Annotated in this window: 22 protein-coding genes; 3 read left to right on the forward strand and 19 right to left on the reverse strand. The window is 43.1% G+C overall.

The features are described 5' to 3' along the window. Positions 1-12: 12 nt before the first annotated feature. From B4K11_RS16620 to B4K11_RS16685, 14 genes are all read right to left on the reverse strand, one after another. Positions 13-912 carry a radical SAM protein gene (locus B4K11_RS16620; protein WP_292950312.1) on the reverse strand — a complete coding sequence of 300 codons (900 nt, stop codon included), beginning with the start codon at positions 910-912 and terminating at the stop codon, positions 13-15. 3 nt (positions 913-915) lie between these two features. After that, the gene (locus B4K11_RS16625; protein WP_292950313.1) at positions 916-1,695 is read right to left on the reverse strand and encodes a TatD family hydrolase; all 780 of its coding nucleotides are present in this window, start codon (positions 1,693-1,695) and stop codon (positions 916-918) included. Between the two features lie 14 nt (positions 1,696-1,709). Beyond that, positions 1,710-2,060: a PilZ domain-containing protein gene (locus tag B4K11_RS16630; RefSeq protein ID WP_292950314.1), complete on the reverse strand. Its 351-nt coding sequence runs from the start codon at positions 2,058-2,060 to the stop codon at positions 1,710-1,712. Positions 2,061-2,075: 15 nt separating this feature from the next. Next, complete coding sequence (locus B4K11_RS16635; protein WP_292950315.1) at positions 2,076-3,071, reverse strand: DNA polymerase III subunit delta'; 996 nt, start codon at positions 3,069-3,071, stop codon at positions 2,076-2,078. Between the two features lie 3 nt (positions 3,072-3,074). Beyond that, positions 3,075-3,710: a dTMP kinase gene (gene tmk / locus B4K11_RS16640; protein ID WP_292950316.1), complete on the reverse strand. Its 636-nt coding sequence runs from the start codon at positions 3,708-3,710 to the stop codon at positions 3,075-3,077. A gap of 20 nt (positions 3,711-3,730) precedes the next feature. Further along, the gene (gene mltG, locus B4K11_RS16645) at positions 3,731-4,756 is read right to left on the reverse strand and encodes an endolytic transglycosylase MltG (protein WP_292950317.1); all 1,026 of its coding nucleotides are present in this window, start codon (positions 4,754-4,756) and stop codon (positions 3,731-3,733) included. 4 nt (positions 4,757-4,760) lie between these two features. Beyond that, positions 4,761-5,567 carry an aminodeoxychorismate lyase gene (pabC, locus tag B4K11_RS16650; protein WP_292950318.1) on the reverse strand — a complete coding sequence of 269 codons (807 nt, stop codon included), beginning with the start codon at positions 5,565-5,567 and terminating at the stop codon, positions 4,761-4,763. Positions 5,568-5,599: 32 nt separating this feature from the next. Next, entirely contained in the window at positions 5,600-6,838 is a 1,239-nt protein-coding gene (gene fabF, locus B4K11_RS16655; protein ID WP_292950319.1) for a beta-ketoacyl-ACP synthase II, read from the reverse strand. A gap of 112 nt (positions 6,839-6,950) precedes the next feature. Then, on the reverse strand, positions 6,951-7,184 hold the full coding sequence (acpP, locus tag B4K11_RS16660) for an acyl carrier protein (protein ID WP_067864849.1): 234 nt from the start codon (positions 7,182-7,184) through the stop codon (positions 6,951-6,953). 182 nt (positions 7,185-7,366) lie between these two features. Beyond that, on the reverse strand, positions 7,367-8,110 hold the full coding sequence (fabG, locus tag B4K11_RS16665) for a 3-oxoacyl-ACP reductase FabG (RefSeq protein WP_292950320.1): 744 nt from the start codon (positions 8,108-8,110) through the stop codon (positions 7,367-7,369). A 24-nt stretch (positions 8,111-8,134) separates the two neighbouring features. Beyond that, positions 8,135-9,067 carry an ACP S-malonyltransferase gene (gene fabD / locus B4K11_RS16670; RefSeq protein WP_292950321.1) on the reverse strand — a complete coding sequence of 311 codons (933 nt, stop codon included), beginning with the start codon at positions 9,065-9,067 and terminating at the stop codon, positions 8,135-8,137. 100 nt (positions 9,068-9,167) lie between these two features. After that, positions 9,168-10,184, reverse strand: coding sequence for a phosphate acyltransferase PlsX (gene plsX / locus B4K11_RS16675; RefSeq protein WP_292959465.1), 1,017 nt, complete (start codon positions 10,182-10,184; stop codon positions 9,168-9,170). A gap of 2 nt (positions 10,185-10,186) precedes the next feature. Continuing rightward, positions 10,187-10,366, reverse strand: coding sequence for a 50S ribosomal protein L32 (gene rpmF / locus B4K11_RS16680; protein WP_292948910.1), 180 nt, complete (start codon positions 10,364-10,366; stop codon positions 10,187-10,189). Positions 10,367-10,389: 23 nt separating this feature from the next. Beyond that, positions 10,390-10,914, reverse strand: a complete 525-nt coding sequence (locus tag B4K11_RS16685) for a YceD family protein (RefSeq protein ID WP_292948908.1) — start codon at positions 10,912-10,914, stop codon at positions 10,390-10,392. A 111-nt stretch (positions 10,915-11,025) separates the two neighbouring features. On the opposite strand from B4K11_RS16685, the gene B4K11_RS16690 reads away from it, so the two are divergent. Further along, on the forward strand, positions 11,026-11,604 hold the full coding sequence (locus B4K11_RS16690) for a Maf family protein (protein WP_292948907.1): 579 nt from the start codon (positions 11,026-11,028) through the stop codon (positions 11,602-11,604). 112 nt (positions 11,605-11,716) lie between these two features. Here the strand turns inward: B4K11_RS16690 and B4K11_RS16695 are convergent, their stop codons facing one another. Beyond that, positions 11,717-12,796 (reverse strand): S49 family peptidase, encoded by a 1,080-nt coding sequence (locus B4K11_RS16695; protein WP_414689203.1) that lies wholly within the window; start codon positions 12,794-12,796, stop codon positions 11,717-11,719. A gap of 14 nt (positions 12,797-12,810) precedes the next feature. Then, complete coding sequence (locus tag B4K11_RS16700) at positions 12,811-13,470, reverse strand: HAD-IA family hydrolase (protein ID WP_292948905.1); 660 nt, start codon at positions 13,468-13,470, stop codon at positions 12,811-12,813. Between the two features lie 163 nt (positions 13,471-13,633). Here B4K11_RS16700 and B4K11_RS16705 point away from each other — a divergent pair, with 163 nt between their 5' ends. Next, positions 13,634-14,059: an RrF2 family transcriptional regulator gene (locus tag B4K11_RS16705; protein WP_292948903.1), complete on the forward strand. Its 426-nt coding sequence runs from the start codon at positions 13,634-13,636 to the stop codon at positions 14,057-14,059. A gap of 41 nt (positions 14,060-14,100) precedes the next feature. Here the strand turns inward: B4K11_RS16705 and B4K11_RS16710 are convergent, their stop codons facing one another. Next, positions 14,101-14,505, reverse strand: coding sequence for a hypothetical protein (locus tag B4K11_RS16710; RefSeq protein ID WP_292948901.1), 405 nt, complete (start codon positions 14,503-14,505; stop codon positions 14,101-14,103). Positions 14,506-14,563: 58 nt separating this feature from the next. Further along, complete coding sequence (locus B4K11_RS16715) at positions 14,564-14,752, reverse strand: hypothetical protein (protein WP_292948900.1); 189 nt, start codon at positions 14,750-14,752, stop codon at positions 14,564-14,566. An 83-nt stretch (positions 14,753-14,835) separates the two neighbouring features. Here B4K11_RS16715 and B4K11_RS16720 point away from each other — a divergent pair, with 83 nt between their 5' ends. After that, positions 14,836-15,039 carry a hypothetical protein gene (locus B4K11_RS16720; protein WP_292948898.1) on the forward strand — a complete coding sequence of 68 codons (204 nt, stop codon included), beginning with the start codon at positions 14,836-14,838 and terminating at the stop codon, positions 15,037-15,039. Between the two features lie 40 nt (positions 15,040-15,079). Here the strand turns inward: B4K11_RS16720 and B4K11_RS16725 are convergent, their stop codons facing one another. Then, positions 15,080-15,469, reverse strand: coding sequence for a hypothetical protein (locus B4K11_RS16725; protein ID WP_292948896.1), 390 nt, complete (start codon positions 15,467-15,469; stop codon positions 15,080-15,082). Positions 15,470-15,512 lie beyond the last annotated feature (43 nt).

Consider the following 15,512-nt stretch of genomic DNA (forward strand, 5'->3'; position numbering starts at 1 on the left):
ATACTTATGAAATCATAGACCCCGTAAGGAGTCTGCGCGAAGAAAAACACTACTATCCTGACTTAGCGCACGTTGAATCATGGAGAGTAGCTTGGGTTTATCCCGACCAAGCACTCCTTTAAGAACGAGATAATTGGAAGCGTGGTCACTTCTAAAAATTGTTTTCTCTAATTCTAGATGTGAAAGAAAAAGCTCCATCTCTTGTATAAGCTGCATCTGCGAAGACATAACAAAATCATCGCCAAATTCTTTACGGAAATGCTCTTCACCCTGCCTAAAGAAAAGCACCAATGTGGCTAAATATTCAGGTTGAGTCTCGTTAACTAAGCGCGCTGAATCAATTGCATGCTGTTCACTAAAGTTAGCGCCACCCATGCCATTAATAATCATGACCGAGGATTTAATTCCTGCTGCTTTGATCTTATGTAGTGCATCAACAGTCGTGTTATAAGTTTCACCCTTATCTATTTTAGATAAGATATGATCATTACCACTCTCGGCACCAACATATAAAAGCTCGAGTCCTAACGCTTGTAGTTCTGCTAGCTCTTCAACGCTCTTCTTTTTAAGGTTTCGGGGTAAACAATAGGAGGATACCCGACTTACCGACGGCAGATACTCCTTTATCGCGAGCAGAATAGTCTTCAAACGTGCGAATGACAGAGCCATTGCATCACCGTCCGCTAAAAAGACTCGCCTTACAGCACCCAGCGAAGCTGCACAGGCCTGGATCTCTTTAAGAATCTCATCCTGCGGCTTTGGCCGAAACTTTTTCTGCGGATCTGTATACATCTCACAGAAGGTACAATTATTCCAACTGCAACCATTGGTTACCTGCAATATAAGCGAGTTCGCCTCACTTGGTGGGCGAAAAACAGGCTCAATATAATTAACCGGAGGATAATGAAGCATTCTTTATTTATGCGCTTTATTGAAAAGTGAATAAAAGTTATTGCTAGTCACTTCTGCGACCTCTTCGACCGAGATTCCTTTAAGGTCGGCAATACATTGTGCAACCTCAACGACATACTTAGGTTCGTTCTTCTTCCCGCGATGAGGGACAGGTGCTAAATATGGGGCATCTGTCTCAATCAGGATCTTATCTAGCGGCACTTCTTTAACGACATCACGCAGATCACTCGCATTTCTGAACGTGATAATGCCAGAAAAAGAGATCATATAATTTAGATCAAGCGCAGCTTTAGCCATCTCCAAGCTTTCAGTAAAACAGTGCAAAACGCCTGCAGAGTCTAAATTACCGAACTCTTTTATCATTGATAAGGTATCTTGCTGCGCTTCACGTGTATGGATAATCGTCGGCAAACCTAACTCACCCGCAGCAATCAGATGGTTTTTAAAGCTGGTTTGTTGAAGTTCTTTTGTATCTGTCTGATAAAAATAATCCAAACCCGTTTCACCGATCGCTACAACCTTCTCAAGTGATGCTTTATCGATAAGGTCGATGACTGATACTTGCTCTTCTGCTGCACTTAATGGATGCACCCCTACAGAGGCGAATACATTTTCATGCCCCTCAATGAGCGAATACATAGGTTTAAATCCCTTAAGGTCGATAGAAACGCAAAGCATTTTATCAATCTTACGGTCTGTTGCTGCTTGCAACATTAAAGCGAAATCATCGTTATACGGGGACAGGTCAATCCTGTCCAAGTGACAGTGTGAATCAATAAACATAAGGTAAGTGATCGTTACAGTGCGTTGGTCTTGCGGTCAGAATTAAGTGCGCCAGCAAGATAATTTTCGATTTTATTCACGAGAGTGGAATCATCAGGAGAAAGCTGTATGCCAATGCCGGGGGTACGTCCGCCTTGTGCGCCCTTAGGTGTCACCCAAACCACTTTACCGGTAACAGGAATTTTATCACCCTCTTCCATAAGCTCGAGCAACATAAACACTTCTTCACCCAGATGGTATGAACGAAGGGTTGGAATAAAAAGGCCACCATTCATGATGTACGGAAGATAAGCCTGATATAGCTCTTCTTTGTTATTTATCGTTAACGATAAAATGCCATGGCTTAAACGGGGTACAGCAACCATATGGTTCTTTTCTCCTTAATTGAGCAATGCTGCCCATTCGAGTAGGATGCACTCAAGCAATAACTGTTTATTTGGGTTCTGCCTTAACAGTATAGCTTTTCGCTCTTCATGAACTTTGTCTGCTAATTTAAAGATTTTAACGGGGTTAGTTTTTTTAGCAACCGCATTAAGCATGTTACGTGCGTCATCTTGCCGGATTACATCCCCGGTTTCACAAACAGCTCCGCGTGCAGCATCAATAAGCAAGCTGTAGAACCACCCTAAGATCAGCTCTAAATCTAGCTTATTCCAGCTTTGCGCAACCTCAAGAGCAGTACGTCGCTGTTTAAGTATATCAGCCAAACCACGAACGAGTTGTGCACGCTGGTCATTCAGGCCATTTTCTATATAAGCGAGAGCCTCCATAGGTGCACCTAGATTTATGTGCAGTATGCTTTTGGCTCGGTCTTCATCAAGATCAGAAGCATTCATCAACCACTGTATCGCTTCATGCTCCGCCGGCGGATGACACTCAATATGCTGACAACGACTTTTTATTGTAGGTAACAGCTGACCTATTTTAGAGGTCAGTAAAAGAATCAGGGTATCAGCTCCGGGCTCTTCTAACATCTTCAATAAAGCGTTCGCCGAAGCAGTATTCATTGAATCAGCAGGATTCAGAATAACAACTCTATAGCCGCCTTGTTGAGCCGTGCTGTAAATAAACTCGTTTAATGCGCGAACCTGATCAACTTTTAATTGTTTGCCTGGCTCATCGGGTGCTAGCAGAAAAAGATCCGGATGACTGCCCGCCGCATTAAGTTCACAAGGCTTACAATGACCGCAAGCCTTTCCATCTATAGGTTGCTGGCAAAGCAACATTTGCGCAAAAGCTTTTGCAAAATCAGCTTTACCTATGCCAGGCATGCCGTGAAGCAATAATGCATGAGGCAAACGTCCATCATTATGAAGCTTTGCTAAGTGCTGAACGCGGGCTTCAAACCAAGGATGAAGTGTGACGAGATTCGACATTATTTAATTACTCAAATACCGAGAAAGGGCCACTGAAATTTGCTGCTGAACATTCTCTAGAGGCACTGCAGCATCAATAACTGCGAAACGCTGAGGCTCATTTTCCGCTCGCTGAAGATAAGCAGACCGCACCTTACCAAAAAACTCCAACTTTTCCTGTTCAAATCGATCGGGTGCGCTGCGGGCTGATGCCCGTTTTAAACCCACCTCAACATCAAGATCAAGAAGAAGGGTCAAATCAGGGTGTAGATCATGCTGTACCAACTTTTCTAAAAGTTTAATACTTTGTATATCTACACCTCTGCCTCCGCCCTGATAAGCAAATGTAGCATCGGTAAAACGATCACTCACAACCCATGCACCTCTTTCAAGCGCAGGGCGTATAACATTTTCAATATGCTGTGCTCTTGCTGCAAACATTAGCAATAACTCAGTATCTTGGCTTACTCGCTCCTCTCTTGGAGTGAGCAGCAGTTCACGCAGCTCTTCTGCTAGGGGTGTTCCTCCAGGTTCTCGCGTAAGAACAATCTCTATGCCCTGCTCTTTTAGCAAACGACATAAAAAATCTATATTTGTTGATTTTCCAACCCCTTCAGTTCCTTCAACAGTGATGAAGCGGCCTATACGCGTCTTATTCATGGATACACACTTTTAAAATATTAAGGTGAAGAACGGTAATCTTTACGTCTTGATAGCTGATACTTCCTAACCGCATTATTATGCTCCCTCAAACTGGCGGAGAAATAATGACTCCCATCCCCTTTAGCCACGAAATAAAGGGCTTTGCCATCCGATGGGTTAAGCGCTGCGATAATAGCCTCAGGTCCCACCATAGCAATCGGTGTAGGAGGTAACGCTGGTATTGTATAAGTATTATAAGGTGTCGGCTTACGCAAATCAGAACGTCTAATATTTCCTTTATAAGCGTCACCCATACCGTATATCACAGTAGGGTCAGTCTGAAGCCTCATCCTTTTATTCAATCGCCTCACAAAAACTCCAGCAATGATTGGGCGCTCATCGGCCCTTGCTGTCTCTTTTTCAACGATAGAAGCCATAATTAACGCTTCATAGGCCGATTTGTAAGGTAATTTTGTATTGCGTGCTTGCCACTCCTCATCAAGCTTCTTATTAAGCATCTGATGCGCACGCTTAAGTAATTTTATAGCTGAACTGTTTTTCTCAAAGCTATAAGTTTCAGCAAGAAAAAGCCCTTCAGGGTGAGTTTTCTCTGCACCTACTTGCTTAAGCAGCTCTTCTAGTGAAAGTCCTTCAGTATCATTTTTAAGATATTCATTAGCCGAAATCGCTGCTAAAAGCTGCTTGTAAGTACTACCTTCAACGATAGTAAAGTTATAAGTGATTGAGCGCCCAGAAGTTAATATCTCCATCACCTGCACTGCGGTCATTTGTGAATCTATACGATATTCACCCGCTTTAATCTTCCGCCCTAAGCCAGTATGCCGAGCATACAATTTCAGATACAACTCATTAACAATTAGATCTTTACGTTTAAGTTCAGCAACTAAACTATTGAAAGGCATGCCTTTCTTTACATGAATAATAGTATTGCCGGGGGCTTCAACTGGAGATTCTAGATACTTGTTGTAATCAAGATACACCCCATAAGCCATGGCACCTACCAGAGCTATCAAGACAACGAAAACTGAAAATATTTTCTTCAACTACTTACTTCCTGCTTAACAACTGTTGTAATTTTCGGGTCATTGACCCAATAACATGTCTTCGATCATCAATTCGAATGACAGGCCATATCCCAATCAAACTGTTACAGATAAAGACCTCATCCGCCTGCAGTAATGCATCTGGAGCTGATCGCACTTGCTCAACGGCTATTTTTTCATTTTGCATAATAGACAGAAGATGGTCACGCATAACCCCTTTTACACCGCATCGATCAATTAAAGGCGTATAAACTATTCCAGAGGCAACCCAGAATAGATTGCTCATTGTACCTTCAACAACGTAACCTTCCGCATCTAAGACAATACCCTCTGGTATTGATTGATCACCCCACTCACTTCGAGCCATAACCTGATCTAAGCGATTTAAATGCTTGATTTGTGCTAAGACCGGATTAATAGGTAAGCGATAGCTACAGAGCCTTACAGCAACGCCTTTCTCTGAGTTATCGGACAATGGGGGGCGCTTAGAAATAGAAATAATACGAGTAGCTTTGGTTTTGGGGGGTAACGCATAACCTCTAAGCCCAACACCGCGAGTCACTGTTATTTTTAATACGGCATCACGAGGAAGACAGATCGTAGATAGATCGCGCTTAATCAAGCCAATAACATCATCAGGAAAGCCTAAGCGATCTAGACCTAGCGCGAGCCTCTTAAAGTGCGCATCAAGCAACTCTGGATGACTATCCGATATCGCGATAGTTTCAAATAAACCATCACCATAGCTCAAGCCCCTATCACTGACCCCCACTTGGTTTGATTTAACTCCATTAATCCAGACGTCTTGCATGCCCAACCTTGCTAATACTCAATCGTTACAACTTATAATTTTCTAAAGACCAATGAAGCGTTAGTACCACCGAACCCAAATGAGTTGGAAAGTGCTACTTCAATATTACATTCCTGCGGAGTGTGCGGCACATAATTCAGATCACAGCCTTCGGAAGGGTTATCTAAATTAATTGTTGGCGGCGCAACCTGCTGCTGAAGTGCTTTGACGCAGAAAATAGCCTCTACCGCACCAGCTGCACCAAGGAGGTGGCCTATCATAGATTTGGTTGAGCTCATCCTTACGTTATCTGCGGCTTGCCCTAACACGCGCTTCGCTGCATTGGACTCAGCAATATCGCCCGCAGGCGTAGATGTACCATGTGCATTGATATAATGGATCTTACCCAGCTCAACTTCAGCATCATTGATAGAGTTCTGCATAGACAAAGCTGCACCTTCGCCACTTTCAGGCGGCGCAGTCATATGATAAGCATCATCACTCATACCAAAACCAGCTAACTCACAATAGATCTCTGCGCCCCTAGCTTTGGCATGTTCATATTCTTCAAGTACTAAAATCCCAGCCCCATCACCTAAGACAAAGCCGTCACGATCTTCATCCCAAGGCCTGCTTGCCAGTTCTGGATCGTCATTTCGTGTAGATAGTGCTCTTGCAGCGGAAAATCCGGCAATCCCCAAAGGCGTTGTCGCCATTTCAGAGCCGCCTGCAAGCATAACGTCGGCATCACCATACTGGATCATACGCATCGCTTGTCCAATATTGTGCGTGCCTGTAGTACAAGCTGTAGTGATCGCTATATTAGGCCCTTTAAAACCATATTTAATGGCCAAATTCCCTGCGATCATATTAGTAATACTTCCCGGCACAAAGAACGGTGATACCCGTCTTGGTCCTGAAGTGTTAAGAATGTCGACATTCTTTTCAATCATTGGCAAACCGCCAATACCTGAGCCAATAGCACAGCCCATACGAGGCGCACTTTCCTCAGTTACAGTAATCCCTGCATCTTCAATCGCCTGAACACCCGCAGCAAATCCATACTGAATAAACAGATCCATCTTTCTTGCATCTTTCTGACTCATATACTGAGTCACATCAAAGTTTTTAACTGATGAAGAAAAACGAGTAGCAAAGGGGGTTGCGTCAAAATGCGTAATTGGCGCTGCACCACTTTTACCTAACAATAGCTGAGACCAAGTTTCAGCAACTGTGTTACCTATAGGCGTCAACATACCCATACCAGTAACGACTACACGTCTACGTGCCATTAAATATCTCCATCAATAATTAAAACCTACTCAAAGGTATAAGAGTTGCAGGCAAAAGAAAAGCCGCGCTATCTAAGATAGGCGGCTTGTCAGAAATTCTTGCTTTATTCGATTACTGGTGTGCGTTGATGTAATCGATAGCTAGCTGAACTGTAGTAATTTTTTCAGCTTCTTCATCTGGAATCTCTGTTTCAAATTCTTCTTCTAGAGCCATAACTAGCTCAACAGTGTCCAGAGAGTCTGCGCCTAGATCTTCAACGAAAGAAGCTTCTTGAGTAACTTCTTCTTCTTTAACGCCTAGCTGCTCTGCGATGATTTTCTTTACGCGCTCTTCAATGCTGCTCATATCTATTCCTATCTTCTTATTAACACCACATACCTGGTTTGATATGCAGAAAGAAATTTTATTAAAAGCACTCCAGCTAAATCAAGCTTAAAAAAGCAAAATTGAGCTAAAGTGTTAACATTCTCTACCTGACGGCACATTATCAACAATTCGAAGGAAAAAACAATTCCTTCGGGCTAGTTTTAGCCCATATACATGCCACCATTGACCTGAATCGACTCACCAGTGACATATCCACCGCCTTGACTGGCTAGAAAACCAACAACGGCTGCAATTTCTTCTGGTTGTCCAAGACGATTCATTGGGATCTGAGACTTAAGAGCTTCTTTATGCTCATCAGCCAATCCACTGGTCATATCCGTATCAATAAATCCGGGTGCGACACAGTTGACCGTAATATTACGCGATCCAACCTCACGTGCAAGCGCTCGAGTAAAACCTTCCATACCCGATTTGGCCGCGGCATAGTTTGCTTGACCCGCATTACCCATAGAAGCAACAACAGAACTTACACTGATAATACGACCCCAGCGAGCTTTAGTCATGCCTCTTAGGCAACCTTTAACAAGTCGAAAGACTGAATTAAGGTTGGTATTCATTACTGAATCCCACTCATCATCTTTCATGCGCATGAGTATATTATCACGCGTAATGCCGGCATTATTTACTAGCACTTCGATCGTACCGAAGTCGGCCTGAATAGTTTTTAATACACTTGTTACAGAATCACTATCAGCAACATCTAAAACCAAGCCAGTACCATTGATACCAGACTCAGATAAATATGCGCTGATTGCTTCTGCACCGTTAGCACTTGTGGCTGTACCGATAACAATAGCGCCCTGCTTACCTAACTCTTGCGCAATCGCTTTACCAATACCACGTGTTGCGCCCGTAACGAGCGCTACTTTGCCTTCTATACTCATTCTACTATTTCCTTGCTCGTCCGATTATGCGCTAAGGGCTTTTTCAAGACCTGCCACATCATTTATCGCAGCCACAATCAAAGGTCTATGTATTTTTTTATTTAAACCCGATAAAACCTTACCCGGTCCACATTCAACTGTATTTTCCACGCCTTGCTCTATCATACCTTGAACACTATCTGTCCAAAGAACAGGACTGTACAACTGAGAGAGTAGATTTTCTTTCAACTCATCAATAGTTGTCGCTGCCGCCGCCGTTGTATTTTGAACAACTTGAATAGCGGGCATTTTAACTTCGATGTTAGCTAGCTCTGCTGCCATTTTCTCAGCAGCGGGCTTCATTAGCTCGCAGTGAGAAGGAACACTGACTGGCAGAGGAATTGCGCGTTTCGCGCCAGCTTCCTTACAAAGCTCCATAGCGCGCTCAACCGCGGCTTTATGACCTGCAATTACAACCTGCCCGGGGCAGTTATAATTTACAGGAGAAACTATTTCTCCTTGCTCTGCATCTTTGCATGCTTGAGCAATTAAATCATCAGCTAAACCTAAAATCGCAGACATAGCGCCCGTACCCGCAGGCACCGCTTGCTGCATAAATTCACCGCGTAACTTAACCAGCTTAACGCCATCTTTGAAGTCAATTGCACCGGCACAAACGAGTGCAGTGTATTCACCCAAGCTATGACCAGCGACAACTGCTGGCGCTGCTCCGCCCTGCTGCTGCCATAAACGCCAAAGCGCTACACCTGATGTCAGTAGTGCGGGTTGTGTTTTATCTGTCTGATTTAGATCTTCAGCGGGACCGCTCTGTACCAAATCCCATAGATCATACCCAAGCACTTCTGATGCTTCGGCAAATGTGTCAGTGATAATGGAATGTTGCTCAGCTAGTTCTGCCAGCATGCCTACTTGTTGGGAGCCTTGTCCCGGAAAAACAAAAGCAAGATTTTGCGACATGACTTCCTCAAATCGTCAATTAGATAGATACCTGATGAATTCAGGCGAATGGACGCTAGTTTACAACATTTAGAGGTAATTAAAACTTAAATAGACGGTTTCAAGCGAGCTTATGCTCTATTTCGTGACTAATCTTACTAGGAACATTCTGCGCCATCTCTGCAACAGCCTGATCTAAGGCAAAACCAAAGCATTGCTCATTGGCTGAGCCGTGACTTTTTATGACGATACCCTGAAGCCCAAGAAGACTTGCACCGTTACGCCTAGAAGGATCAATCTGCTTTTTTAACTCATTAAGAACTGGCTTAGCCAAGATTGCCAAGAGACGCCTATATAGATTCTTCTTAAAGCAGGATTGAAACTCTTGGCCAATCAAGCGAGCCAAGCCTTCACTACTTTTTAAAGCGATATTGCCAACAAAGCCATCACAAACAATAACATCTGCGCCCCCCTTGTAGAGGTCATCACCTTCGACATAACCAATATAATTTAGCCCACCCTTCTCTTCAATTAAGCGAGAAGCGAGTTTAACTTGCTCATTGCCTTTGACCTCTTCCTCGCCGATATTGAGCAAAGCGACTTTAGGTGCTTGATTGCCGTCTACTGCCTCAGCCATAACCGAGCCCATAATAGCAAACTGCAATAAATGCTCAGCAGTACAGTCCACGTTGGCGCCTAAATCTAGCAAATAGCAGTGACCAGACGTAGTAGGTACCGAAGAGATAATTGCAGGCCTATCAATCCCAGGAAGCGTACGTAAAATATAGCGTCCTAGTACCATGAGCGCGCCAGTATTACCTGCACTGACACAAGCTTGAGCTTCATTCTCTGAAACTAAACTTAATGCTTTGTACATTGAAGAGTCTTTACCACTTCTCAGTGTACGAGAGGGCTTTTCTGACATGGAGATAGTATCAGGCGCATGCTCTACATCCACACGACAAGCAACATCAGAGCTTAAGCCTGTTAGATAAGGCGTTATAGCTTTGCTATGGCCAACAAGTTTTACGGATAGATGAGGATAACGCTTTAAGGCAAGGAGTGTAGCGGGGATAGTAACGCGGGGACCGAAGTCCCCGCCCATCACATCAACTGCGACAGTGTAGTAACTCGACAAACTTATTCGTCGTCTTGCTTAACTACTTGCTTACCGCGGTAAAAACCGTCAGCAGAAACGTGATGACGACGGTGAGTTTCACCGGTAGTTGCTTCTACAGATAGAGTCGGGTTACCCAGCGCATCGTGTGAACGACGCATATCGCGACGGGAACGAGACTTCTTACTTTTCTGAACTGCCATGACTAAATAGCTCCTGGTTCTTTCTATTTGTTGCTGGCTTTTAATTGAGCCAACACACTAAATGGATTCGGTTTATCGTTGTCTTCTGTCACTGCCCCGGCATCGCCGTATGAAGTCTTGATCGAGCAATCGTCATGATAAGCATCAGTCGGAAGACTCAAAATCAATTCTTCTTCAACCACAGAAAGCAACTCAATCTCTTCATCCCCTATGATTAAGGGGTCAAAAGTTCGAGGTAGCTGTTTTGCAGCTTCCTCACTGGCCGCTAAGCCAAGATTAAAATCTACCTCTACGGTAACCTCTACTGGATCTAAACAACGTTGACACGTCATGTAAACATGACCTGTAGCGCTGCCAGTAATCATACGAATACGTCTACCCTCTTCTGCTACTGCAAATTGAAGATCAACATCGACACTCCCATCTGTTCCAATCAAAGATTGGCAAAGATTGGGCATACCGATTAAATCGGCTTTGCCTGTAATTCGTACGTTCCGCTCAGCAAGTTTTCGCGGATCTACTTTGTTAGGTAATGGACCGTTTGACATAAGCGCGCAATTCTAGGGCCCGAAACCCCATCTGTCAAAGACTTTGGGGTTTAATTATGTAATAAAACCGCTAATATTCGAGCCTTCACATATTCACGGTTAAAAAATGACATGAGAAAACTGATTTTAGCATCTAGCTCGCCCTTTCGTCGCCAGATTTTAGACAAACTTCAACTGGAATACAGCTGTATTTCTCCAGATATAGATGAATCCGCCATTGAGGACGAAAAACCAGAAGACTTAGTTGCCAGATTAGCCGTAGAAAAAGCGCAAAAAATTGCTGAAACAGAGAATGACTGTTTAATCATCGGTTCAGATCAAGTTGCTGTACTAAACAATGAGATACTCGGCAAACCCCATACCCATGAAAATGCCGTAGCACAGCTAAAAAAGCTTTCCGGTCATCGCGTTACGTTTCTTACCGGGTTAGCATTAATTAATGCTAAGACCGGAAACATACAAAGCGAAATAGTGCCCTTCTATGTAGAGTTCCGCGATCTTAGTGACGAAGTTATAGAAAACTATTTACGGGCAGAAACGCCTTATAATTGTGCGGGCAGCTTTAAATCAGAAGCACTTGGAATCGTACTGTTTGATAAGTTAGAGGGGGAAGACCCAAATACATTAATGGGCTTACCGCTTATAAGACTGGTTAGATTGCTCGAGAACGAAGGGTTTAATGTTTTATAGACACCCGATTAATACTGTTGTGAGCCTTAAATGCTCACCGCACCTATTAAATTAGGCAATAAAAAAGGAGGGCATCTGCCCTCCTTTCTCTTATACGATGAAATATAAGTGATTAACGAAGCTGAACGCCTGAAGAAACACCCATTTCACTGCTGATTGCTTTGGTAAAGCTTACGCCTAACTGATCTACAATCTGCTTCCAAGGCTGCTGCTTAGGTGTGTAATTTTCAACATGTTCAACCTTCACTATCTCTCTGGCAACATAACTGGTACTACCTAAACCATCAATCAAGCCTAGTTCAACAGCCTGCTCACCTGTCCAAACCAATCCACTAAACACTCTAGGATCATCTTTGAGTCGATCACCACGACCTAGTTTCACCTGTTCAATGAACTGTTTATGCGTTGTATTCAGCACTTCCTGCCAAAACTCTTTCTCAGAGCTGTCGCTTGGGGAGTATGGATCTAGGAATGCTTTATGGTCACCCGCAGTATAAAGGCGGCGCTCAACCCCAACTTTGTCCATCAGATCTACAAACCCAAACCCACCAGCAACAACACCGATAGAGCCAACTAAGCTGGCTTTATCTGCGTAGATAGAATCTGCCGCCGCAGCGATGTAATAGGCACCCGAAGCTCCGATATCACTTATCACCGCATAAAGTGGCTTTTCAGGATAAAGCGCTCTTAAGCGTTTTATCTCATCATAGATATAGCCAGATTGTACAGGGCTACCACCAGGGCTGTTGATTCGCAAGATAACCGCTTTCGCATTAGGTTCTGTGAATGCTTCGCGTAACGCCCAAACGATAGCATCAGCACTTGCTTCTTCATCCGCACTAATTGGCCCTTTAACTTCAACAACCGCGGTGTGCAGTTCAGGAGTGACTTCAGCTTTAAAGTCATTATTCATAACCAGAATACCCATCAAAGCAAAAAGATATCCAAAGGTTAATAGTTTAAAGAAAATTCCCCAGCGGCGGGCGCGACGCTGCTCAACAAACATTCCGCTGAGCATTTTCTCTATAAGCTTCCACTCTTTCTTACTCGCGCTATCTTGTTTAGCATTATCTAACGCATGACCTAATTTACTTTCTGCATCAATTGCAGAGGTATTAGTTGAATCTGTTTTACTTTTATCACTGGCCGATGACGCTGGGCCTTCCTCTTCATTCCATGGATTATCTGACACACAAGACTCCTGTTTTAGGCAAATACGCCTTTATTTTCCAACCACTGTTCTAGTTCAGGGAAGTTATGAACCTCCAGAACTGGATCAAAACCTTTTAGCCGATCTAAGTGATGCGCACCATAACTAACAGCAACAACATCCATTCCTGCTCGCCTGCCCATATCAAGATCATATTCAGTATCGCCAATCATTAGCGCTTCTGAACGATCTACACCTGTTTCGGCTAATATTTCTTCCAGCATTAGAGGGTCAGGCTTTGAAATAGTTTCATCTGCACAGCGTGAGGTTTCAAAAACATAACCTAAACCCGTTTGGATAAATGCACGATCTAATCCTCTACGGCTCTTACCTGTCGCAACAGCCATTCTCATGCCTTTTTTATGCATGCTCTCTAGTGAATGTTGGGCACCCGCGAAAAGTGGCGTAGGTGTCTCATTTACACCTAAGAAATGCTGCCCATACTGAACACGCATACGATCTATTCCATCATCATCAATACCAGGAATCAGGATACGAATAGCTTCAGGCAGACCTAACCCAATAATATTCATGACAGCGCTGTCTGAAGGCACCGGAAGATCACAATCACGCGCAGCAGCTTGCATACTAGAAATAATACGGGCAGCTGAATCAATCACGGTTCCATCCCAATCAAAAATCAATAGCTTGTACATAAAAACGCCTTTAGGAAAAACCAGTTAATAGGAATACTCTATATATAGGTATGCACAAAAACTTCAAGCAAAGAGGCTTAACTTATTATTTATTTACACTTTTCTTGCTTTATCGCTCCAGCGTAAAGTATATTTTCAAAACATCTTCCAGAAGCCCGGGCCAATGCAATTAAGCCGATTTACAGATTACACTCTACGCGTCCTTTTTTTTGTTGCAACAAATGAGGATCGCTTAGTGACCTTAGCAGAGATTGCTGACTACTACGGAATCTCAATAGAGCATCTCCGTAAAGTTGTGCACGCACTCTCTAAATCGGATTATTTGGCAACATACCGTGGAAAGAATGGCGGTATTAAACTTGCCAGACCCACATCGGATATGAATTTGGCAGATATCGTTGTGCAAGCTGAAGGGGAACAACCTTTGATCAACTGCGGCCAACAGATGTGCCGCTTAACGGGTTTTTGCTCCCTGCAAGGTGCTTTGGCGGAAGCCCAAAAAGCTTTTACCGATGTTTTGAGGAAGTACACCGTAGAAGATCTACTTAAAAATCCTAAAATGCGGGCTGAACTACTCAACACCCTTTAATACCTCGGCGCTCATCCTATCCATAATTAATGCGCGCTTTTTCAATGTAAAGCAGAGACTGACGCTAAGTCACAATGAGTCTCCAACCACGGAAACAGATCCCGTTCTTCAAACCTTACATGCTTCTTCAGCAGTTCAGCAAACTCACCCGCAGCGTTCAAGTCATTGCTAGATAACAAATTGCGCATTTTAGTATGATCCGTAATTATGCTGATCGCGAGCATTGACGCTTTTTCAGATACTCCATCAAGTAAAGGTAACAATTCATTCTCCTCAACCTCAAAATGATCTAATAGATCCTGTTTGTACTGCCCTCTAATCTCCTCCCAGTATTCAAGAGCATCCTTTAGATCAAACTGATTGAGTGACGATTTAAGTCGATTAGCGACAACCAGCGCAACATGATGGTCATGGCTAAGGGGAATAAGGTGTTCTGAGCGTTTCATAGTGTTAATCCTCTGAAAATCTGTAAGCAATCTTTATATTCTTCACACGCCTAAGTAACTATTTATCCAACCTCTCCGCTGCTGACAAGGAGTATTCTTGTATTGATGCTACCGCCCTATAATCATCACTGTCACCTTTATAGCCGTCAGTTTTGTGCAGCTCTGACAATGCACTAGACGTAACTTCTATCCATGCTTTGTGCATTTCATTAAGTCTGTCCTTACGCTCTTTTGTTGTTTCGTTCATAATTAAAACCGTAAAATGTATTTACAAAGCATCTTATATCCTTAATAATGCTTTGTAAATACATGTTAATAGGCGCGATAATCATGGTTATTTGGAGTACGAACGAAAAATTGGTTTTTGTTGCATTGCTATTGATGGTAATACTAAAGCTATGGACGGTCTGGCATGTAGCCAATAGATCCAAGGCATCACGCGAAGGCCGGATGATTTTTGTTTGGGGTATAACAGGTATGACTGCTTTTGCTGTTATCGCTAAAAGCTATGTCAGTTATCAGATGGGAATTTGAATCTATAGTTAAAATGGCTTTTACACCCACTAACCATAAATTAGCGGGAGCGCCTCCCATCCAAAATTAAACGATGAGTCTTATGAAGATCTCTGAAAACACGCTTAGATAATTCAATAGAATCAGAAGAAATTGCCTTGCGGCGTTTAAGAATAGTCCCCTGCTCTTTGAAGTAATAATCAGATTTTTCATCAATACGGGACAAAAAATCAACATTATCCAGTTCACGCCTATCAATTGAACAAGCAATTAAAACGATCTCTTCACCTTTTTTGCAGTAAAAATGCTTTTCTGCAAATTCGTATAAAAAATCGCCCAAAGATTCAGTAAAGCTAAACGCAGTATTATTATGTCTGATAGGTTTTACGATAGAGACCTGCGTTTCCCCTTCAGCTATATGACCAATAAAGTAGCAATCCAACTTATCCATCGACTTACACCCTAATAAGCTTATATATGATAAACCTTAGCTT

Source organism: Neptuniibacter sp. UBA6509 (assembly GCA_002435145.1).
Classification (GTDB): domain Bacteria; phylum Pseudomonadota; class Gammaproteobacteria; order Pseudomonadales; family Balneatricaceae; genus Neptuniibacter.